At 41.6% G+C, this 22,281-nt stretch carries 23 protein-coding genes; 17 read left to right on the top strand and 6 right to left on the bottom strand.

Going from position 1 to position 22,281, the window contains the following annotated elements; translation table 11 throughout:
* The first annotated feature begins 1 nt into the window (after position 1).
* The 14 genes from R8749_RS07240 to R8749_RS07175 are packed head-to-tail and all read left to right on the top strand — an operon-like array spanning position 2 to position 14,527.
* Positions 2-364 (top strand): DUF806 family protein, encoded by a 363-nt coding sequence (locus R8749_RS07240; RefSeq protein WP_317695448.1) that lies wholly within the window; start codon positions 2-4, stop codon positions 362-364.
* Complete coding sequence (locus R8749_RS07235; protein ID WP_317695445.1) at positions 364-1,053, top strand: phage tail protein; 690 nt, start codon at positions 364-366, stop codon at positions 1,051-1,053. The genes R8749_RS07240 and R8749_RS07235 overlap by 1 nt, the downstream gene beginning before the upstream one ends.
* A 57-nt stretch (positions 1,054-1,110) precedes the next feature.
* A complete protein-coding gene (locus R8749_RS07230) occupies positions 1,111-1,485 on the top strand; it encodes a phage tail tube assembly chaperone (RefSeq protein ID WP_317695443.1) in 375 nt (124 codons plus the stop codon).
* Positions 1,486-1,516: 31 nt separating this feature from the next.
* Complete coding sequence (locus R8749_RS07225; RefSeq protein WP_317695442.1) at positions 1,517-1,672, top strand: hypothetical protein; 156 nt, start codon at positions 1,517-1,519, stop codon at positions 1,670-1,672.
* A 25-nt stretch (positions 1,673-1,697) separates the two neighbouring features.
* A complete protein-coding gene (locus R8749_RS07220; protein WP_317695441.1) occupies positions 1,698-5,183 on the top strand; it encodes a tape measure protein in 3,486 nt (1,161 codons plus the stop codon).
* Positions 5,180-6,121 carry a lytic transglycosylase domain-containing protein gene (locus R8749_RS07215; protein WP_317695438.1) on the top strand — a complete coding sequence of 314 codons (942 nt, stop codon included), beginning with the start codon at positions 5,180-5,182 and terminating at the stop codon, positions 6,119-6,121. The genes R8749_RS07220 and R8749_RS07215 overlap by 4 nt, the downstream gene beginning before the upstream one ends.
* Entirely contained in the window at positions 6,114-6,857 is a 744-nt protein-coding gene (locus tag R8749_RS07210) for a hypothetical protein (protein WP_317695436.1), read from the top strand. Before R8749_RS07215 ends, R8749_RS07210 begins: the two co-directional genes overlap by 8 nt.
* On the top strand, positions 6,839-10,135 hold the full coding sequence (locus R8749_RS07205; RefSeq protein ID WP_317695434.1) for a phage tail spike protein: 3,297 nt from the start codon (positions 6,839-6,841) through the stop codon (positions 10,133-10,135). Before R8749_RS07210 ends, R8749_RS07205 begins: the two co-directional genes overlap by 19 nt.
* Positions 10,136-10,141: 6 nt before the next feature.
* Entirely contained in the window at positions 10,142-10,342 is a 201-nt protein-coding gene (locus R8749_RS07200) for a hypothetical protein (protein WP_317695432.1), read from the top strand.
* Complete coding sequence (locus tag R8749_RS07195; protein WP_317695430.1) at positions 10,326-12,554, top strand: hypothetical protein; 2,229 nt, start codon at positions 10,326-10,328, stop codon at positions 12,552-12,554. The genes R8749_RS07200 and R8749_RS07195 overlap by 17 nt, the downstream gene beginning before the upstream one ends.
* A gap of 4 nt (positions 12,555-12,558) precedes the next feature.
* Positions 12,559-12,981, top strand: a complete 423-nt coding sequence (locus R8749_RS07190; protein ID WP_317695429.1) for a hypothetical protein — start codon at positions 12,559-12,561, stop codon at positions 12,979-12,981.
* Positions 12,968-13,237 carry a DUF3450 domain-containing protein gene (locus R8749_RS07185; RefSeq protein ID WP_317695427.1) on the top strand — a complete coding sequence of 90 codons (270 nt, stop codon included), beginning with the start codon at positions 12,968-12,970 and terminating at the stop codon, positions 13,235-13,237. The genes R8749_RS07190 and R8749_RS07185 overlap by 14 nt, the downstream gene beginning before the upstream one ends.
* A 2-nt stretch (positions 13,238-13,239) precedes the next feature.
* Positions 13,240-13,659: a holin gene (locus tag R8749_RS07180; protein ID WP_317695426.1), complete on the top strand. Its 420-nt coding sequence runs from the start codon at positions 13,240-13,242 to the stop codon at positions 13,657-13,659.
* Positions 13,640-14,527 carry a peptidoglycan amidohydrolase family protein gene (locus R8749_RS07175; protein WP_317695424.1) on the top strand — a complete coding sequence of 296 codons (888 nt, stop codon included), beginning with the start codon at positions 13,640-13,642 and terminating at the stop codon, positions 14,525-14,527. The genes R8749_RS07180 and R8749_RS07175 overlap by 20 nt, the downstream gene beginning before the upstream one ends.
* 240 nt (positions 14,528-14,767) lie before the next feature.
* On the opposite strand, the gene R8749_RS07170 is transcribed toward R8749_RS07175, so the two are convergent.
* From R8749_RS07170 to R8749_RS07155, 4 genes are read right to left on the bottom strand one after another with little or no spacing between them, the layout of a single operon-like run.
* Entirely contained in the window at positions 14,768-15,049 is a 282-nt protein-coding gene (locus R8749_RS07170; protein WP_317695422.1) for a hypothetical protein, read from the bottom strand.
* 53 nt (positions 15,050-15,102) lie between these two features.
* Positions 15,103-15,414, bottom strand: a complete 312-nt coding sequence (locus R8749_RS07165) for a hypothetical protein (protein ID WP_317695420.1) — start codon at positions 15,412-15,414, stop codon at positions 15,103-15,105.
* A 13-nt stretch (positions 15,415-15,427) separates the two neighbouring features.
* Positions 15,428-15,727 carry a hypothetical protein gene (locus tag R8749_RS07160; RefSeq protein ID WP_317695418.1) on the bottom strand — a complete coding sequence of 100 codons (300 nt, stop codon included), beginning with the start codon at positions 15,725-15,727 and terminating at the stop codon, positions 15,428-15,430.
* Between the two features lie 14 nt (positions 15,728-15,741).
* The gene (locus tag R8749_RS07155; protein WP_317695415.1) at positions 15,742-16,122 is read right to left on the bottom strand and encodes a hypothetical protein; all 381 of its coding nucleotides are present in this window, start codon (positions 16,120-16,122) and stop codon (positions 15,742-15,744) included.
* Between the two features lie 163 nt (positions 16,123-16,285).
* Here R8749_RS07155 and R8749_RS07150 point away from each other — a divergent pair, with 163 nt between their 5' ends.
* Entirely contained in the window at positions 16,286-16,708 is a 423-nt protein-coding gene (locus tag R8749_RS07150; protein ID WP_317695413.1) for a hypothetical protein, read from the top strand.
* Positions 16,705-16,965 carry a hypothetical protein gene (locus R8749_RS07145; protein WP_317695411.1) on the top strand — a complete coding sequence of 87 codons (261 nt, stop codon included), beginning with the start codon at positions 16,705-16,707 and terminating at the stop codon, positions 16,963-16,965. Before R8749_RS07150 ends, R8749_RS07145 begins: the two co-directional genes overlap by 4 nt.
* Positions 16,966-16,982: 17 nt before the next feature.
* On the opposite strand, the gene R8749_RS07140 is transcribed toward R8749_RS07145, so the two are convergent.
* A complete protein-coding gene (locus R8749_RS07140) occupies positions 16,983-17,609 on the bottom strand; it encodes a hypothetical protein (RefSeq protein ID WP_317695408.1) in 627 nt (208 codons plus the stop codon).
* Between the two features lie 994 nt (positions 17,610-18,603).
* Entirely contained in the window at positions 18,604-18,684 is an 81-nt protein-coding gene (locus R8749_RS10825) for a putative holin-like toxin (RefSeq protein ID WP_425613228.1), read from the bottom strand.
* Positions 18,685-18,930: 246 nt separating this feature from the next.
* Here R8749_RS10825 and R8749_RS07135 point away from each other — a divergent pair, with 246 nt between their 5' ends.
* Entirely contained in the window at positions 18,931-22,131 is a 3,201-nt protein-coding gene (locus tag R8749_RS07135) for a BspA family leucine-rich repeat surface protein (RefSeq protein WP_317695406.1), read from the top strand.
* Positions 22,132-22,281 lie beyond the last annotated feature (150 nt).

The following is a 22,281-nucleotide window of genomic DNA, read 5'->3' as shown; positions in this document are numbered from 1 at the left end:
GATGACAGCAGTACAGGACGCAGTACGACTGCTAAGACAACTACCAGAAATACAGAATGCTTACGCGTGGCGGATACCGTCAGACAAGCAATCGGCAACAAATACAACAGACGCTCTGGTAACAGACGTCTTAAATACAAGTATTCACGGATCAGATCAAACGGAGGACACCTTCGAAACGATCGCCGTGAATATTTTTTTAGGCAAAGGATCGAATCTCTCACTTGATCAACTGACAAAGTCAGTCGTTTCAAAGTTTGAGCAAGCGGGTTGGACTACAAATCAGATCAGCCCGACCACCATTGATCCCGATACCAATCAATTTACAAAAATATTTCAGTTCACGGAAAGGACAACAAATTAATGGCAACAAAAGGATTTAAATTCGCACTTGTCGGATTACTCGACAAAGACGGAAAACTTATATCAGACCCAGCGAAAGGGGTTGGAGCGCACGGGATTTTCTCCGTTAACGCGGAAACATCAAAAGGTACTGTAGGTGCAAACATGACGGGCTTAGAGGGTACAGCAACGGCTCTTTATGGATCCGACCAAAAAGTAGACACAACTTACGGACTGGCACAGCCACAGGTCGCTTTCTCGGCAAATGACATGCCGTACGACGTGGTGGAAAAAATGTTGGGGCACGTCGCAAATGATTATGGTGGGTTCGACGCGGTTCCTGGTCAAAAACCAGACGTAGCGATGATCTACGCAACACGATCATTTCGTACAGGAAGGTTTGTGTATAAACTCTTCTTCCATGGATCGTGCTCTCAGCCGGAAAAGAACGAACAGACCGATAATCAACAGGAGAATATCGTCGCTGATGCTTTGACTTATTCTCCATCAGCAAACACAAAAAATGGTGCTCCGTACACGACTGTGTACCAGGATGAACCAAATTTTAATTTGAAGAAAATGCTACAGGCAGTGTATCCAGGAATTGCTGATGGCTTGGTAGATGAAAATGGGGTTACTAGTGACGGCTCTAACTCACAACCCAACACCCCAAATCCAAACACACCTAACCCAAATACACCTAATCCTTAGTAGTAGATAAATAACAGCAACAGAGACGAGAGATGTGAGACGAGAAAGGACAAAAAAATGATTAAAGGAAATAAAGTGGTTTTTGATGCTTCTTTAGTTGGCTTAAAAAAAGTAGAAATTAAGCCGACTCAAGCTATAGCAAAAAAAGCTCTGTCTTTTATGAAGTCAGAGGCAGAGCTAGAGGTAAAGCTAAGAGAATTGAGCGAAGGTACTGAGCCAGAAGCTTTGAAGATGTTAGAAATGATCACAGCTCAAGAAGAACTTTTGGAAAGCACTAACACTTTTGTTTTTGACGTTTTGAAGCTGACAAAAGCTCAAAAAGAAAAATTTGAAGACCTATCTATAGCGGATAGTATCGTTTTTGCAATGAATCTTTCCCAAGCAGTTATGGGTATGGAGGCTCCTGAAAAGGGCAACCAAAAAAGCGAGTAATCCTTGGCAGACGCAAGACGAGCTTGAAAACATGATTGAAGATCTTGAGTACACGAAACAGCAAGCTTTTATCCAGCTTCACATCTTGCCGGAAGACTTTGATGAAATTAATTACATCGATTTCAATCGCATGATGGAAGCTAAGCCACGTGAAAAGCGTCCTAAAGACATCATGGACTTCCAATAAAAAATAAAGAAAGGAGGAAAACTACATGGTAAATACGATTGACACAGAAATACACCTTAACGGGAGTCAACCCGTCCAGACTTTAAAGTCACTTAAAAGCGAAGTAAGCTCTTTGACCTCGGCTTGGAAGGCAGAAGAAATTCAACTTAAAAGCTCAGGCGACAGTTTGCAAGCAGCCAAAGCAAAATACGATGGCTTGTCGCAAGCAGTCAACAAACAAAAGGATTACATCGCGAAGCTTAAGCAAGAGCAAGGTCAGATCGATCAGAGTACAAATCGTGGAGCTGAGAGTTACGCAAAATTTGGTACTCAGATCGAAAATGCGAACCGAAAACTTGCTTCAATGGAGTCACAGCAGACTAGGGCTAAAGACAGTTGGAAATACTACGAGTCAGGTGTCGCTGAATCTAAGAAAAAGCTTGATGAGATCTCAGCGAGTTCAGAGGCTTATGTCAAAAGACTTCAAGCGGAAGGACGAGAGCAGGAAGCCAACAAGGCTAAACTGTCAGCTCTAAAATCTTCTTATTCTGAGATGCAAAATCTTTACTCCAAGCAAGCGGGGGAGCTTGATCGGATTGCAAGAGAATCTGGCAAGGCTTCGGACGCTTACAAGAAGCAGGAAATTAGGGTCAACGAGTTGGGAGCTAAGCTAGCCACCACTAAAAATGACATGACGGAACTAAGTGCGGCGACTAGTAAAGTGAAGTCGTCGCCTTTTTTGCGCTTAAAGGAAGCACTTGGTGGAGCTAGTAAAGAAGCAAAAGAAGGAGCAACAAGCTTCAAGAGTTTTCTAGGTGCTACCGTGATCGGAAATGCGGTTTCAAACAGTATCAGTACCTTCACGAGCAAAGCTAAGGAAGCCTTTAATGTTGGGATGGAGCTCAATAAAACCATTGGTAAGATCAAAGCTACATGGGTCAACATGGGTAAGAGTGATTCTGACATCAACAATCTTATCAATCAGATGGAAAGCCTAAGAATTAAGACGGGCTATTCTGCTGATGAAGTAGGTACACTTCAAAGATCAGTTGATGCCTTGACTCACGGTGATACAAATAAAACTTTGAAAATTACCGAGGGTCTATCGCAGGTGGGTCTGGCGTCTAAGTTGTCAGGAGAGCAAGTCGATGCACTTGGTAAGTCTTTTTTGCGACTTGCAAGTCGTGACAAGATCAATGCAACGGCGATGGCAAAGATTGAAAGTATTGCCCCAACAATTTCTAAAGCGCTAGCAGGTGCAGCAGGAGTTTCAGAAGCAACTTTTGCAAAGATGGTAAACGACGGTCAGATCACGGGTGAAAAGCTACAAGACTTGATGGTCAAGGCTTCGAGTCAAGGCGAGAATGTCTTTACGACTTTTGCCAAATCGGCTGGTGGTGCTCAGGTACAGATCAAAAGACTTTGGGAGGATTTATCTCAACGCTTCTCAGCACCTATTTTTAGTGTCCGTGCAACGGGACTTTCTGATGTAGCACAAATCTTATCAAGTCCTGTTTTGAAAACCGCAGCAAGTACGATGGGTGAAGGACTTAAAAAGATTGCTGATTATGGGATTAGCTTTTTAAATTACCTTAATACACACAAGGCCGTCTTAAGTGGAATTGTCGGTGATATCTGGGATATTACGAAGACACTTGCAAGTGATGTCTGGAAAATTTTCTCAGATGTTTTTAAAAATATTGTTTCATCTTTTAATGCACTGAGTGGTAATGCGGTAAAGTCAAAAGACCCCTTGACACAAGTCAAAACTTTACTTGATAGTATTTCCAAAAATAAAGAAGGTATTGAGCTTGTAGCTAAAGCGGTAGCGAGTTTGATCGCGATCAAGGGAATTACGGGCTTTGCAAGTAAAATTGCCAATGTTGCAGGATCGTTAAAGCAGATATCTAAGACGACTATCGGAAGTGATGGTGGTACTTTGGGAAAGCTGGTCGGGTCTGGAAGCAGTGTAAAAACTGCTGTATCCGAAGGGGCAACAGCCACGAGTAAAGTTGGGGCTGTAGCAGGAGGACTCGGTGTCGCGGTTGGTGCTGGGTTTGATCTTCTAGGCGCTATCAAAGCTAAAAACTCCGACGAAAAATTTAAAAAATATGGAAGTACTTTAGGTGATCTAATCGGAGGTGGTATTGGTCTAGCTTTTGGTGGTCCCGCGGGTGCAGCAATTGGTGGTACAATTGGTCACCTCTTAGGTGATCTTGGTGGTAAGGGAGCTAAGGGCTTTATGGACGGCTGGACAAAAGTAGGGAAAGGTCAAAAGCCAGAAGGTATCCTTCAAACAATTGGCTTTGATGCAAAGAAGCTTCTTACGCAAGTTACAAAAACAATTTCCAGCCTTACAAAACCCGTAACCGAAGCTTTTAAAAAGGTTTTTTCACCAGTAGCAAAAGCACTTAAGCCCGTCCTTACACCGATGCTAAAAGAGTTTAGCTCTTTTAGTAAGAGTGTAGACAAAGCGCTTAAACCAGTAAGTAAAGTTTTTTCAACAGTCTTTAAAGATGTAGGAAAAGCAATTGGTCCTGCTCTTAAAGATGTCAAAAGTTTTATTAAAGACGGTCTTGACGTCTTAGGTAAAGCTTTTCAAGTGACAACTAAACTAATATCAACTGTTTGGAATACCGCTTGGGGACTAATGGGCAAACGACTTAAAGAAGAGTGGGCGATCATCGGTCCTACAGTAAAAGCAGGCATTAGTGTGATCAGTAAAGTTTTGACAGCAACGCTAAGAGTAATATCTACCGTTTGGCTAAGCACATGGAATAACTTAAAAACAGTCGTCAGCGGTGCATGGAACATCATCAAAACAACAGTTAAATCAGCGCTTAATGTGATAAAAGACATTTTTAAGGTTGTATTGGATGTGCTTCGTGGTAACTGGAGAGCAGTGTGGAACGATGTCAAAAAGATCTTTAGTGATGTCTTTAATGGCATTGTAAGTATTGCAAAAAGTATTTTAGGCTCACTCGCAAATGTCATCAAAAGTGCAATTGACGGAATCAAAAGCGTTTGGAAATCCGTTTGGGGTTCTATTAGTGATATTTTCAGTTCGGTCATGAAAGGACTGCGAGGAATCGCGGTTGGTGCTTTTAATGGAGTTCTTGGTGTCATCAACGCCGCGATCGGTGCAATCAATGGTGTCTGGCATTTCTTTAGTGGCCACAATGCTTTAAATAAATTGAGCTACATCAAAAAGGCTAAAGGCGGAACTGTCGGTAAAGAGCATCTGACGATGGTTAACGACGGTCTAGGTAATGACTGGAAAGAGCTAATCCAAAGACCTAACGGAGAACTCTTCATGTCTCAAAAGAAAAATGAAATTATGCCTTTAGAAGAAGGCACCAGAGTATATAACGGTTTTGAAACTAAACAGATCATGCAAACTTTCGGTATCGAGCACTATGCTGGCGGCGGAATTATCGGGGGATTGGTAAGGCCGTTGGTGGAGCAATTGACTGGGCAAAAGGTACAGCCGAAGATGTTGGTAAGTGGATCGGCGACAAGTGGGATGCAATGACGAAATTCTTGAAAGATCCACTTGGGAACGTCACGAAAATGATTAGCAATGCCGTGTCGGGCATGTTCGACAGTCTTGGCAGTTTTGGCGAACTGGCGCACGGTATGATCGACAAAATGCTCCAGCCGGTGGCGGACTGGTTCAAGTCGCACTTGGCTCCACTTAAAAAGAAACACGACGACGAAGAGAAAGAAAAGGCCAGCACAAATGCACCAACGGCAGGAATCGCGATGGGTGCGGAGTATTGGCGACCTTTCGTACTTCAAGCTCTTCAAATGAATGGGTTATCAGAAAGCCTGGCGGGGGTAGTTCTTTCTCAGATCAGTACAGAGTCGGGTGGTAACCCACACGCAATTAATCTCTGGGACAGCAATGCACTTGCTGGACACCCTTCAAAAGGGCTGATGCAGACAATCGACAGCACTTTTAATGCGTATGCTTTTCCAGGGCATCACGACATCTGGAATGGCTTTGACAACATCTTGGCTGCGCTTAACTATGCTAAGCAAAGATACGGAAGTAACTTAGCTTTCCTTGGTCATGGTCATGGATATGCAAACGGCGGGATCGCGTCAACTCCTTCAATTTTTGGCGAAGCGGGACCAGAAATGGCAATACCACTTGACAGCTTGAAAAGCTCTCGTGGCTATGAGCTTCTCGGTCGGACGATGTCGATCTTTGCGAGTCGTGATGGGCTCAACAAGAGTGCTAGCACTGATGACAGCTCACTTGGTGACAAGCTTGACACGGTCATCACGCTACTTAAGCAAATCTTGCTTAACGATCCAGCTCAAACTATTGACGCGTTGGCGGGCAAGATTGATATTACAACGCAGGTCAATCTCGATGGCAATAAATTAGCAAGAGGTATTTCTCAACCAATGCAAAAAATTCTAGCAAAAACGATGGGACAACAGAAAAGAGGCCTAAATGTCTAATACACACTTATTGACGGATTGGGTGGAATTTAATGGTCGGTCGAGTAAAGACTTAGGCTTGACCCTTAATCTTGATGGTTTTGAGTGGGTTCATCCTCAAAAGCAAATTGATTATGTCTCAATCCCAGGTACATCAAACGAAATTGCACACATCGAGGACAAGTACGCGCCCGTGACACAAACTTTTAACTTAGTGATTGAGAGAATGCAAAAAGATATTTTAAAGAAGTCATCTGATGTCGTGGCTTGGGTAAGTGAAGTTGACGACTACAAGAAGCTTCGAACAAATCTCTATCCAGACTACTTTTTCTGGGCGCTTCCTTATAATGTAGACTCCTTGAAAAGACACATGTCGATAATTGGAGATTTTGCACTCACCTTCCATTTAAAGCCCTATGCTTTTGTGGAGGGTAGTGACCAGTATTTACAAGTTGGCGGTGGCGCACAACTGCTTAATAGCGAAAACTATGACGCACTTCCGCGTTTCCATTTAAGTGGAAGCGGAGACTGCTCAATCAACATCAACGGAACGAGTTATAACTTGACGGGAGTGAGTGGTGATCTGTACATTGATTCCACGGCTCGAAAGGTTTGGGACAGCTCAGGGAACTTAGCAACAACGAACATTCAGTTCGAGCACTATCCGTACCTGCCTAAAAATAGTACGATCAGTATCTCAGCTGGTGGTGGGATTAGCAGTTTGGAGGTGATGCCACTATGGCGACGGATTTTCTAGACTACCCAAAACTTTACACTAAAGCAAGCGATGATCTGACCACTGGTGGCTTAGGTGAGTTTGTCGAAGCTACATGGAGCATTAAGGCAGCGTCAGACGGTTTCCCAGTCCTTACGATGAACTATCCGTCATCCGGGAGACTTGCTAAACAGCTTAAGCTCGGATACGTCATCATGGCGGATGCGGGCTGGACTTGGCACCGACAGCTTTTCAGAATCGATAGTATTGAGCCCGTGATCTCGGACGATACTCAGCCGATGTTTACGATCACAGCGACCCACATCTCTGCTGATATCTCAACGGATGTCTTAAGCAAAGACGTCAAGCTGGTCAACTCAACGCCCGATTCAATCTTTCATAATGTCCTGGACAATTTGGCGGAGCCTTTACCACAAGCCACAATCAATACTGATATCTTTGATACGGCTTCGGTGAATTGGCTGATGACGGACGGCAAGCAGATCCAGGATCTGATGTTTGGGAATGATAATGATTCAATGAAGTCGCTTTTTTACGGAGAGTGGTTTTTTGATAACTACAATTACAATTTCAAGCACTCGGCTGGACGCGATACTGGGCTTGTTGTCGAGTATGGCAGTAATGTATTGAGCTATCAAGAAGTAGATCAGCTTACTGATACTTACACGGGTGTCGTACCCTTTGCGAAATTCACGCCCGACCCAGAAACGGACAGCGGGGGTGATCCAAATGATCCCGCCAAGCCTGATCCTAAAAAGATCAAAGACTATGACGGGGTAGCTGATGTCCAGTACGTCGGACCGACGGGTGCACCGATTTACACCACGCCTTTTAGCGATCAAAAGCTGACAGGTCAAAAACTTAAAAACGGCACTTATTACAAGGTGCTTAAAGTAGTCGATGATGGTGGGGAGAAAGGTCATACATGGTACTGTCTTGGCACTAATCAGTGGATTGACGCAGTCTATCTCACTTTTGACAAAGACGGAGCTTACATCGCTACTAAGTGTACAGGGATTGGGACGGTCGGATATAATCTCGACAACCCAGAGAGCAAAAGAAGAGTCACTCGTGATATCGGTGTCCTGACTGTCCAGTACACGGGTCGTGGTGGTGTGGCGATCTGGAACTCGCCTTTTAATCCAAAGTCAAAGACGGGAACTTACCTATCAAATGGTAAGTACTACAAGGTAAGTAAGGAAGCGACCGACGAGAAAGGTCATAAATGGTACTGTCTTGGTACTAATCAATGGATTGATGAACAGTACGTCACTTTTAGCAAAAATGGGGATTATATCTACAATGCGGTGACTGGCTTTGGTACTGTAAGTGCTGACGAAGGAACAGCGGTCTGGACTAATCCAGGACACTACGGTAAGAAAACAAAGCGGGTACTTAAGAAGGGCACGCGTTGGAAAATCTTTGCGATGACAACGGAAGGTGCGGAAACATGGTACAGCCTCGGAAACGACCAGTGGGTACTTGGGAAGGATTTCAGTTTTTCTGACTCACGGGACGTCGAGCCAAAAGCCCCGGATGACAAAGAAGAAGAGAATCCATCCGGCAAAATTCCTGTTTGGACGACACCAGGAAAGTATCAGCACAAGACTGGTCAGTATCTTAACTCCGGGACTCAGTGGAAAATTTTGGCAAAAGCGGAAGCGGGAGATGGTACGTGGTACTGCGTAGGAAAAGATCAGTGGGTCAACGGGAGCTACATCACTTTTAAACAGCCAACTGACGTTGAGCCGAAAGAACCAGAACAAGATCTTACCAACGAAAACAAAAATGCAATCGAAGAAGTGACGGTTACTTTGCCTGAAACCTACATCACAGGATATGACGCTAATAAATACGAAAGACAACGCTTAGTAGCGTTTGACGCGTCAGAGTACAATGTGAAAACTGTCGAGCAACTCAGAGCAGTCACGAACGCTTATATCATTGACAACCATATCGGGAAGCTCAACTATTCAATCACAGTATCATACCAGGAAATGACCGGCGAACTTGCGAACTTATCGCACGTCGGTCTTTTTGATATTGTCACTGTCCATATTGAACCCTTTGACGTGCATGTCAAAGGTGAAGTGATCGAAGTCAACTGGGACGGAAACAACAAGCGTAATGCAAGTGTCACGATAGGTAATCGCCCTGCGACTATCACCCACCAGCTACAAAGATATGCAGACGAGGTAAGTAAGACAGTCACGAATACGGTCAACACTTCGGTAGACAACAAGCTGACCGAGACTCAGTCAAAAATTGATGACGCTAAAGGTCAAGCCACGCACGCGCAGATCTCGGCTGACGGTAAAAGTACGATTTACTATGGCGAAAATCCACCGAGTGATGCAATTGGTGAAGACGGAGATACGTATTTCCAGATCAGTAAAGACCCGCACAAGCCGTGTATCATGTGGCTTAAGATTAAAGGTCACTGGGTGCAAATGTTTGCGGAAGGCTACGACACAGCACTCAGAGATCAAGTCAAGCAGGCCAATAAGGAGGCAGACGATGAGATTAGAGCGGCGGGTTTTGAAAATGCACAAAAGCTTTATGAGGCTGTCAGTGACCATGGTGACAAGATCACGACCATTAGAGCGGGAGTCCAAGGAATCCAAACACAAGTAACAGGCTTTGACCATGCTCTCGCTGGAACTCAAAGCGATCTAAATCGCGTCCAAAGTCAGATCACCCAACTTCCGGATTTAATTGATGCCAAAATTACCGCAAACAACAACGGTTTGACGGCACGAATTAGTGAATCGGTAAGTAATGGCTTGGCTCGGATCACACTATCTGCTGGGTCGGCAACGTCTTATAACGATGCCTATATCCAGCTGAGTAATGACGGTCGTACGTCCCAAGTCAATCTTGGCGGTGATATGATCCACATCACGGGTCAGACCTTGATCGATGATGCGATAATCCAAAGTTCTAAGATAGCAAATTTGGACGCAGGAAAGATCACGACTGGCGAACTGAGAGGCATCAATCTGATCGGTGCTGAGCACGTCACTCTTTCAAATGGCAGTTCAAATGTTGATATTTCTCCTTGGGGTATGACACTGACCGGTGACAGTCCACACATCCAAATCGGGTCGGACTATCAGCACGGAAATTTGAAGGTCTTTGGCGATGCCAATGTGACAAACAACCTCGCCGTCGATGGTCAGATCATTTGGCTTTTTAATCGAAATGCTTATATCAGGGTTGACGCACAGACTGGCGCACTTTGGTATCACGGGGGCCCAGGCTGGTCACATAACTACAAAATAAATATGACGGAATACTAAAAAAAAATGACAAATGAAGAAATCTACAAAAAAGCAGTTCAGGCAATAAATCAAGATTTACTTGATAAGACGCTTCTGATCGCACAACTTCAACTACAGCTGGAGGTGGCCAATCTGAACGCAGAAAAATTGATCGAAGAAAATAAGAAATTAAACGAGGCCTTATCAGACCTCAGGAAGGAAAAAGAAAATGCCAAAAGTAATTAACCTTGCACTGGAAAATGCAAAGGTAAGGACGGTCAAGACAGACGGGGAAGTGCAAGTTGCGGTCGGTGATAAAAGAGACACCCTTCGGATCACTTTGATGGACTCAGGAACGCACCAACCGATGAACTTAACGAACCTACAGCCCTTTGAATTCAGGGCAACAAATCCAGGACGAAACATCATCAGAACGCGTGATAATTTCACGCTTGAGAGTGACGGTGTTCACCTGGATTTTATTTTGCCTGATGAAGTCTACAGTCAAAATGGATTGATCCAGGACGCGGTCATCCGGGCAAATGTCGACGGGGATGTATACTCGACAGAGCACTTCTTTATTTTGATCATGCCAACACCGGGAATTTTAGAGATGTATCCTCAGGCAGCAGACGCTTTGCAAGAAGCGACATCAGCTTTAAGACAAGCAATTGCGCAAATGCAAGACGCCACTAACACCAGCACAAACACTATCATCAACGAACTTAAAGCAAGCGCTCAAACTGCGATCAACGATCTTATCTCAAACTTAAAGACGAGCTCAGATAAGACAATCTCAGACGCCGTGAAAAAAGCGGTCGATGACTCGATCGCTAAGCTAAAAACTGATACTGATAAAAAAATCTCGGATATGCTGACAGAAGTAACGGATCTAAAAAACAGCACAGCAGATACGATCAAGCAGATCAAGGACGACCTGCCAAGCGCACAGCAAGCAATCACGGACTCTAAAGCACTTAAAGAGCAGGCTTCGGGAATTGTCGACTCCCTCAGCACAACTCTGACCGAGTCAAAAGCAAAAGCAGACGCACTGGTGGCAGACATCAAAGCAACCGCTCAAAACCTTTTGACCGCAAGCAGTAAAGAGAAGCCTGTCAAAGATATCAAGCTTGACTATGACGATGCCAAGCCAAATGCTTTAAAGACAATACTTCTGAGTCTTAGAGATGGATCAAGCCAAGAATTTTCGATGACAGAAACGATCAAAAAAGTAATCACCGACAATCCAGCTCTAGTTGGAAATGCAACTGTGGATCTTTCAAATTATCCGACCAAAGCAGAGCTGACAAGCGGTCTTGCCTCAAAGGCGGATAGGACTGATCTAGCTGGTAAAGCAGATAAGACCGCGCTCGATGCAAAAGCAGACAAGACAGCACTTGACGCGAAAGCAGATAAAACTGATCTTGACAGTAAAGCCAATAAAACTGACTTAGATAGCAAAGCTAATCAAATTTATGTTGACACACAGCTCAGTACTAAAGCAGATAAAAAGGATCTTGATACGAAAGCAAATGCGGGCGATCTAAGTAAATTCATTGATCAAAAAACTTTCGATTATCAGCTAGGGATGAAAGCCGATGCAAAAAATTTTGATATCTTGCAAAACGAGGTTATGACTATTAAGGCTACCACTGATGACGCAATTACAGTACTCGACATGACTTTAGATCCAACTTCAAAAGTAAAAAAAATTATTCTTGACTCAGCGGGAAGCAAAACATCTTTGTCAACAATAATAATTCAGGATAGTAAAGGGGTAGGGCACTCATACCAATTTGACGAATCCGTACGAAGAGTCATGACCGAGCATCCAGACTGGTTTGTGACCAAAACAGATCTACAGACAAAAGCAGATAAATCCGACTTGACCGCTTTGCAGACACAGGTAAGTAAGCTAGCAAGTAGCTCTGGTGGTGGTGGGGGTTCAAGCTCAGGAGGAGGAAATGACTCAAGATTAGACCCCTATATAAAAGGCTTGAGTCAGGGTCTTATTTTGCACCAGTATAGAGCGGTAGCAACGAGTCGAGATTCTTCAGTTTCGAGTTTTAATATATGGGGCTGTGTGTTTGAACCTAATTTTTCGATGTCCCCATTTAAATTTGATGTTGAAAATAGGGGTGAGTTTGCCTTGGGTATGATAGGCTGTAATTTTGAATTATCTAAGTCAGTTGGAGAGGGTGTAGTACTTGCTGAAATCCAGTATAAAGATATAAATACAGGGACGCCCCTCTCTACACGTAATTTGACGACATATCAACCATATCCTGCAATGACTGCGTTTAACTCAAACAGTACAAAAATAATATATCTTGATGCGGAAGCAGGAAAGTTTCAACAAAAGCCAGATACAACAACAATTACAACACGTTCACAATTGTCCTCTGGAGAGACTTACACTTTTTCCTATTTCCTTCAAACCTTAGTGTATCCCGGGTGAAAAAATGAAACACAACATCATCCACAATCGCTTCTGGTTTTTCACGGGCTTAGAGACACTGGTCTTAGGAGCTTTTTTTCTTTTTGCGCCGGATATCCTGGACTCAGGAGAGCTAAGGCAATTCTTTGACGTCCTGGACACTACTTTACCCGCGATCTTTCTAATCGTGGTCGGGACTTTTACAGTCGTCAACTCCGCCTTCGAGGTCGAGCCCGACTGGCATAGAGCAAACGTTTTTCTCTTAGAGTTCATTTGGGCTTTTTACACGGCGATTTTTGTCGCTCACGACATCCAGGGCGGAGACCGCCCCATTATCTCGCTTACCTCAATTTTGTTTTGCGCGGTTTCACTCCAAATCTTTTTTGAGAGCTGGTGGGGAGATCGACTACAAAAGAAGGAGGTAAAGGCAAGGCATGACAGGAAATGATATCGTTATCGCTTTTATCTCGGCTGGCGTCGCAGGACTTGCCAGCTTTTTAGTCGGGAAGCTTAATGTCTCTGGTGTTAAAGAAGATGCCTACTCTAAAAGCATGCCAGGACTTTTAAAAGAGGTGAAAGACCTATCAGATGAGCGAATTCAGCTTAAAGAAGAAATATCGAATTTACATGATCAGATCCACAAACAGGATCAAGAAATATCGGACTTGCAAAAACAAGTCAATTTTTTTAGAAAGAGGACTTAAAAATGGAACTATTACAATCTTTAAACCTCGGCACAACAGCCGAAATCGTCATCATCGTTGCGATCGTGTATGCACTTGTCGCAGCAGTAAAGCAAACCAAATTATCTAATAAGTGGCTTCCTTGGATTTCGATGATCCTCGGAATCGTGGCAGGTCTAGTGTCAGTACTTATCACGAGCAACCACAATTTTGCAAGCGCAGGTTTCCTTGGTTTTATCGTCGGAGGCTTCACATCCGGGCTTTATGACGGGATCTCTGGCTTTTTAAAAAAAGCTGAGGACGAGGCAAAGCTCGTCATGAGCTTTATGCCTGAACACTCAAAAAATGATTTAGATCAAGGCGGAAATCTACAAGGCAAGGAAATCCCAGAAACTATGCCAGAGAAGGTAGGAGGTACGAGTGATGACAGTCAGTCTAAGTAAAACCATATCGTACATGCACTATCTCGCTTCAATCCCGGTTAGCTATAGCATGTATGGCACGAGGACGGGAGCAGATGGAACTGCGGACTGTTCTGGTGCTGTCTATACTTCACTTAGAAATGCGGGTGCGAGTAGTGCGGGAGTCGTGCTCAGTACCGAGACCCTTCACGACTGGCTAAAGGCAAACGGCTTTAAGCTTATCGCTGAGGACTGCGGTTGTGCTAAGCAGTATGGAGATATTTTCATCTGGGGCAGGCGAGGACAAAGCGCTAAAGAAGGTGGACACACAGGTATTTTTGTTGACTCACAAAATATTATCCACTGTAACGCGACTGCGAACGGAGTATCTGTCACAAACTATGACAGGACTTGGGAAGCTGACGGCGAACCGTACTTTTACATCTATCGATACTACGGAGCAGAGCAAGCACCCGTCGATCCAAATATCGTCACGATCTACTATAAGAAAGGCTATGGCGTCAATGCCGTCAACGGTCAGGGAAAGACAGTTGTAGGATCAAACCAAAAACTTAAGACAGGCACTTCTTGGCACGCGAGCGGAATCTACGTACTTAATGGTAAGCCCGTTTACGCTCTCGGTCGCGACTTGCCTGGTTGGTATGGCTATCAAGCCTACACGGATCAGGTAGACAAGTGTACGATCAACTACAAGCCTGGATATGGCATCAACGCCTATGATTCCAAGGGTAACCAGATCAAAGGCACTAACACAAAATTTAAGACTGGCACGCCGTGGAAATTTACGGGTCTATACTTGATCAAAGGACAGCTTTTCTACAAGGTCAGTAAAACCGAGTTCATCCCCGTCCGCTACACGCACGGAAGTGGGATCACACGGTTTGACTAAGCCTATTGAAGTGTTAAAATAGAGATATGAAAGAGTCCACTTTTTGCTAATCCTGGACTCTTTTTTTTGTGCAAAAATTTGACGTAATTTTTAAAAAGTAGTAGATTAAAGAGGTACATATTGTACAAAAAATAATTTTTTAATGAAGATACAGCTTGTAGTGCATTTATGTCTTTGTAAAAAATTAGTCATGCCCGCTTAAAGCGGGCCTTTTTCTTTTGTGCAAAAAAAATAAGCTTTTTAAAAAGCTTCGTTTTCTCGTATCAGATAGAGCAAGAAAAACTGTGCGGTAAGATGATCTTTGCCGTCAAAGCCTTTTGCCATTTCTTGAAAATCGGGGTCATCGATAGTCTCTTGCGCCGGATGAAAAAGATCATAATCCTTATAAATCTTAATTCCCTTAACCCAGTCGTAATAGGCGATCACATACTCAATCCCCATGTCAATATCTTCTAAAATATCAGCAATTAAATCATTTGCATCATACGACACTCGAAAACCATCATCATTTTTTATACTCATCGTTTTTCCTCTAAAAAAGAGTATACCAAAAAAAAAGACCTTTCGGTCTTTTCTTAAAATGGCTTATCGTCAAGCGTGATTTTTTCTGCTCCTCGGATTCTTTTTTTCTCTTTTTCTGCTTTGAGGCCTGATACAAAGTCATAATTGACAAGCTCGTCATCAACCCACTTATCGAAGTCTTCGAAAGAATTGCTCATGCCTTCGAAGCAGCCTTCCTCAACTTCTGCCAAGAAACAGGCATACTCTCTTTCAAAAAAGTAAGCAGGGGTGAAAAACTCGCCGTGTTTATGCCTCTGAATCAGGTTTTCACCTATTCTGTATCCATCAATAAGTTCATTAATTTGTTCTTTAGTTAATTTTTTCATTTTTTCTGTTCTCCTAGATATCTATATGAGCGCCATGAAAAATATTTTTAAATAAATATTTTAAAATTTTTTCCCAAGAATCCGCATTATATTGAATGCTTCGTGAGTAGGGCTGTATAGATGACAAGTAGAAAGTGTTGTTGCCCGGGTTATACTCCAAAAAATTGGTATCATCAAGATATATGCTGGTATCATTTGACTGATCAAGCTTTGTGATTTCTAGTTTATAATCTTCTAATTGTTTTAGGGAGTAACCCGCCTCTTTATACTTGTCTGTGTAATACGCAATATCAACTTCACTTAATTTTTTCATTTTTTCTGTTCTCCTTATTTTCCGTATCTTTCTTCAATTCTTTTTGCGATGAGTGCGGGTATGTCATGGTAGTCGTCGTTTCTTAGCCAATCACTGAAAACTTGATTTTGACTGATGTAGGTCTTGTGGCCCGTCCTGCCTTCGCCGTAGCCCTTGACGTTTGAAACCTTTACCTTTTCACCGTCTTCATCGATGAAGTAGCAAGAAGCGTTTCGCCCACTTTTATGAAAGGTCTGATCTAGCCCGATCAAGTCTTCAAGATCTTCGGCTTGTAAGTAGTAACGGACTTCCTCCGTCCCTGGCTTTGTCCAGGAGTTTGGCTCGTACTCCTCAAGAACTCTTTCAAAAGCTTTTTCTGAGATCGTATATTTTTTTGTATCGGTTTTCTTTTTCATTTTTGCTAATCCTTTTCTTTCTTAACTTTATGAATTAAGTATATACCCCTAGGGATATAATTGCAAGTTAATTTAGCTTTTGAATGTTACATTTATGTTACAAATTTTAGAGTGGTTTTTATACCCCTAAGGATATATACTATTTAGATGAGGAGGTGGCTTTATGGTAGTACCTGAATCACAGATTAAAGCTAGTAAAGCGTGGAAAGGCAAGAACCGGGGTAGAAATGCTTACATTAATAATCGTTCCGCGACAAAATACTTTTTATCCAGTCAAGCTACTAAAGAAGATCTGGACGAACTAAAAAAAATTATTGAAGATAGGGAGGGCTTCTGGGAAGCTTATGATGACACAAAAGTGAACTATAAAGATTTAATTGACGAGGGTGTTGAGGACAAGATGATCCCACAGGGTGTCAAACCAAAAGCTGTAGATGCCAAAAGTGTTTTATGCAAAGACCCAGAATATCAGCACTTGTGGGAAACTTTTAAACAGATTCAAGGAGACCCTTTCTTGCTAATTTTATCCAATGATGCGGTCCTAAATTTAATAACTGGATCACGGTATAATTGGGTGGATAAATGAGTATAAAAGGAAAAAGTGGACAGCTTATATCTTATGACTCGGAGTATCTTATCGACCTGCTAGAAAATGAGGTTCGCAAGGGGCTAAAATGGGCAATTGGTTACTATGATTGGGCTGACGGGGTAAAAATATATAAGGATTTTGACTACACAATCAACCCTGATCCTGGAAAAGGCAAAAAGTACTACGGACAAGATCAGCTTGCTTCAAAAGACTTACTTTCGTATCTTATCAAGCAAAATAAAAAAGACATCTAATTTAATAGGTGTCTTTTTTACTTATCCGCATCGTACTTAAAATCACCAGTAATTGAGGTGTGCCCTAGTCGATTTCCTGCTGAGTCTTGAACTACGACCATAGAGGATACCTTGTCTTTTGGGTATGGTGGGTATTTTTGGATCAAACTTGTCCCAATCTCCCACGCAGACTTGACTAAATTTTTGAGTTCTGCGTCTGACGTGCTAAGTGCTTCATCTGTCATGGTCAACATCAAAAAGTTAGTATCTTTGTCGATACTAGCAGAAGTAATCACATTTTTTGATTGGGCGGGTAAACTTGCTACTGCCTGAACTAGCTTATTGTAGTCGTCTTGCTCTTTTTTCTGGGATGCTTCTTTTTTTGATTTTGACATTGCCTCGGCTTCAGCTTTCGATTTCGACTCAGCTTCAGCCTTAGCTTTTTTAGAAGAAGAAACCGCTTCTGACCTCGCTTTTTTAGATGATTCCTCGGCTTTTGATTTCTTGTCTTCTGACTTTGCTTCTTTTTTCACTGACGATGACGATTTACTACTATTATCTGTGTCATCGCCAAAGCCCGTTAGATCTCCTATAATTCCGATTATCACAACCGCACCGATTAAAATCCAAAACCATTTCTTTTGATAAAATTTTTTCTTTTTCATAAATTTCTACCCCCTTTTTAAAAAATCCTTTTTATAAAAGTATAGTCCTTTTTTTAAAGGATTTTTTTCTTTTTATTTTTTGCCGACAAAACGGCGACAAAAACGGGCTAAACCCTTGGTACTAAGGGAAGGGATAATCTCTCGCGGGGGTGATCCTTTACCTACCGTTGCCATTACTCTTGAAGGAGAGTATTCCCCGCACTCGCGGGGGTGATCCCTGATTCAATGCATGTACATATTCCTCAGTCCTGTATTCCCCGCACTCGCGGGGGTGATTCTAGCGAATGTCTCCCAGATGATTACAATACAAGGTATTCCCCGCACTCGCGGGGGTGATCCTGGAAACAGCAAATTTTGTACACGGGCAGTTTGGTATTCCCCGCACTCGCGGGGTGTTAGTGTTTAGTATGTTGAACTAAGAATTTAAGGCAATAATCCATTTAGTTGACTTATTTTTTGTAATATAATATTTAAAGTTTGCTATTAATTGAAAAGGGTGTTGCTTATGGATAAGTTTTATCTAAATTGGTCATTAAAAAGTCTATTCTTTGGTTTGTTTTTATTGTTTGTTAATCTAACTTATAGTTCTTTTATTTTGGGTGATCAGTCTGATTTTGGTCAATCGATCGTATCGTATTTTACAAATATTTCTGTTTTGTCAAATGTAATCATTGTTTTTTTGTTAGTAATGTCTGCGAATTTTTTCAAAATCTATAAAACTCAAAAATAGAAATAAGAAGTTTATCTATTAAGTTTTAACAGTGAAAATTCCTTTATCAGTGGAACATTATAGACAACGTTTACTTATGCTTTTGTTAACGTACGGTAGTAGTTGAAGTGATTCCAATTTAGATATATAATTTAAGTACAAAAAGAGCTGATGCGCAAACACCAGCTCAATGTAAGCCGCTTTAAAGGCGGTGGCGTTTAAGTTAAATAAGTGAACCTAAGCCCATCCTATAACTAGCCAAAGTTGAATAGGACGGGTTTTTTATTACTTTTCGTTATGTTTCAAGATGGTTGCAACAAGCAAGCCAAACGAAATCATCAACGAGATAGCTTGAAAAACAGTCAAGCTGACTGCAAATCCTTTCTAATAAGATTGTTCCGTATTTCCATACAGCACCACCTCCTTGGAAATTCATGCAGCCACAGCCCATAAAACTTCTTACTTGTTAAGTATAACAAAGGGAACAAACGTTCGACAATAATGTTTCGTTGTTTCAAAATATTTTTTCGAAAAATAAATATTATTCCTATAAGCTATTTGATATACTAACAATAAATAATTACACTTTAAGATCAGAAAGAGGAAGTGACCATGAAGTTAGTAAAAAAGTTGGGATATGTCTTGGCAGGTTTAAGCAGTATTTTGATTTTAGCGTTTGTTTTGAACTTTAAACAAGACAGTAAAGCAGCGGATTTTCCAACAAATATAGCAGTTGAAAATAATGGTAGCGTTTCCAGGGGGGGGCGTTTAGTTAATAATGTTGGATCTAGTTTTGTAGATCCATTTCAAAAAGATTCACCCCCTAAATTTCAACCTCGCATTGAAATAAATCCGAGAATCCCATATGAACTAGTTCAGAATAGAGACTTTAGATTAACTGGTGAAAGTCAATTTACTGGGGGTCAAAGTTCTGTTCATCTTGTATGGAGTGCAGTTGCTAATCTTTTAGATGGATACGTAATTGAACGTTCAGAAAATGTATCAGCTCCGGTTTGGGATACACCACCTGTGAACTATGGAAAACATGTTAATATTTTAAACGTCTATCCTGATGGCGGGAACTTTTTGAAACAATGGATGGATCAAATTGATCCTAACACTGGACAGCCTGTATCGATGGGCTTGATTAGTGTTGATGCAGTTTCATTGACTGAATTTAATAAAAACGCAAGTTATTATTTGAAGAAAGGAACTTCCTCATACCAATATGATGGAGTGTACTTCGGTTCAAAAGATGTTAACGGAGGAGATACTCCGGGGGTAAATGATTTAACTGCTGCTTCACAGCCAGTAGTAGCAGATTTTGGTGCATCAGGGAGATCAGTAATTTTTGGGCACGATACAATTTTTTCTCATGGATGGCATCATCCTTATTTCGGGATGTTTGCAAGTAAATTAGATTTATTCCTTAATGATAATTTACCTGCGGGCTACCATATAGGTTCACCTACAGCCAATCTTGAGTTTACTGATATTGGATCACCAAATGTAGTTTTCACTAAGGACGGATATTTAAATCGCTATCCCTATAATTTAGATCCGACTAAAACTTATCTGATAAAGCCAGCGCATACTGTAGGACAGTTTTATTCTTCTAAAAGTAATGCAACTAAGTGGATGGAATTTGGACCGCCACTTACAGCAATAGGAAATGGAGGTCCAACTTTTGCAGCAACTGCTCTGTATGATCCCAGCGGTACAGCTGTAGGGAGCAACAACTGGTATTTGATAACGAAGGATAACTATGCCCAAATTCAGACCGGACACACTACAGGATCTTGTTCGCCGGATGAAGCAAAAATTATTGCCAACATGATTTATTATACAAGCACTTTAACGATGAACTCTCCTGGGGACGATCATACTGTTAAGGATAAAGCTGCTCCAAATATACCAACAACGACAATAACTCAGCCAAGCAATGATCAGATTAATATAACCGTTAACAGTCAGGATAATAAAACAGATTACTACTATCGAATTAAAGCAAGAACTTCAACAACAACAAAGTATTCAGATGTGATTAAGGTTCCAGTAATGAGTGGTTTCAGAGGATATATCTATGCAGTAGATAATAATCCCAATGGTGTTCCAAAAGCCACGATAGATCCATCAACAGGGTTGGTCTCTAATATCAATCTTAATCCAACGTCAGGTTCAAGCCAAGCTAGCTTTTCATTAACCAGATTAGCTTCAGCGGGTAAATATTTACATATTGTGGCAGTTGATAATGCGAATAACGTATCTGCCGCAAAGACCATTAATTTAAGTGATTACTTGTGGTGGAAATATGAAACGGGAACGTTAACAATCTATCCCCATGTTTTAAATGCTGATGTAGATTCGACGATTGGTATTGGTGTAGATGGGATGACGCATATTTGGCCATGGAATCAATATAAACCCCAAATTACTAAAACGGTAATCAGTCCGGGTGTTGTCGGTGGACGTTCTTTGACTAATATCTTTGATGGTTGCACTGCGATGACCAGTATTGAAGGATTAACCAATCTAAATACAACAAATGTTGAAGATTATAATAGTATGTTTAATTATTGTAAAAGCTTAACTTCACTTGATTTTTCAAACTTTAATACTGTTAAATCAATCGTTATGTTTCGTTTTATGAGACATTGTGAAAATATCACCAGTTTGACGTATGGGCCGAATTTCATCACGAATAATGTTCAGAATTTTGGTGGTTTTTATGAAGGAATGCATAAGATGACGACCTTTGATTTAAGCCATATTAATACAAGCAGTGCAGTAGCGATGACGGGAATGTTTGGGGACTGTCCGAATTTAAAAACGCTTGATGTAAGTCACTTTGATACTTCAAAAGTATCGGATATGCGGTACATGTTTGAATTTGATTCTAATTTAGAAGAATTGGATTTAAGCAGCTTTAGCGGAGCGAGCTTAACTTCGATGTATTATATGTTTAAGGATGACTTCAAGCTTAAAAGACTGAAGTTTAGCAGTTCTTTTAATACTTCAAAAGTAACAACGATGGAGCATGCATTTGAGAATTGCCGAGAGTTAAGAAGCTTAGATCTATCAACCTTCGTAACTAATCCAAATACAACTAATATGGATAATCTGCTTTATGGAACAAGCAAGTTGTGGCAATTAAAGTTAGGAACAAGTACTAAGTTATCGAGTACAACTGGGTTAGGGGATCCAACCCCTGGAACGGAAATAGCAGATTTAGACAATCCAACACCAGTGTATTATGCGACTAATCCTCAGTGGCGGGAGGCGCTAACTCCGGCAACCGTTCATGCACCAACGGGAGCAGCAAGAACGGCAGCTCAGATTGCAACTGAATCACAAACTAGAAATACTGTCAGGACTTATGTCTGGGATCAAAATGGGTCGCAAAAGTTTGCTGCAACACCAGGGAATATTAATTTTGGCACGCATGCAGGGTATTTAAAAAATAAAGAATATATTAGCCCAGCGCAAAACATCAACGTAACTGATAACCGAAACGTGAGAACAGGCAAGAGGTGGCATGTGGAAGTTGCCGTCACAAATCCGTTTAAGCTGGCAACAGATTCGACAAAGGTCATCAGAGGGAATCCATTGTATTATCACAATACAACAACGGGGGCAGTGACGCACCTTCTTCCAACAGCTCAAACATTACATAGTGAGATCGCAACAAGTACTTATCAAGATGTGAAAAATTATCCATGGACATTGAGCTTTAAGGCAAGTCCAAGTGATATTCCGAAGGCCGGTACTTACAATGCGACTGTAACCTTCACATTGGTGAACGACACTCCATAACAAATTTAGGCTATTCGAAAAGAATAGCTTATTTTTTTATTTAAAAATTACTATTGACTTAGAGCTTTCTCTAAGTAGTAATTTAAAGTTAGAAATTTTAATCAGCGCTGAAATTTCTGAAATCTGATCTGTAAAGAAAGAAGGGTTTTC

Origin of the sequence: Xylocopilactobacillus apis, from assembly GCF_033095965.1 — a bacterium.
GTDB classification, from domain to species: domain Bacteria; phylum Bacillota; class Bacilli; order Lactobacillales; family Lactobacillaceae; genus Xylocopilactobacillus; species Xylocopilactobacillus apis.
This window is presented reverse-complemented; position numbering and strand designations above follow the sequence as displayed.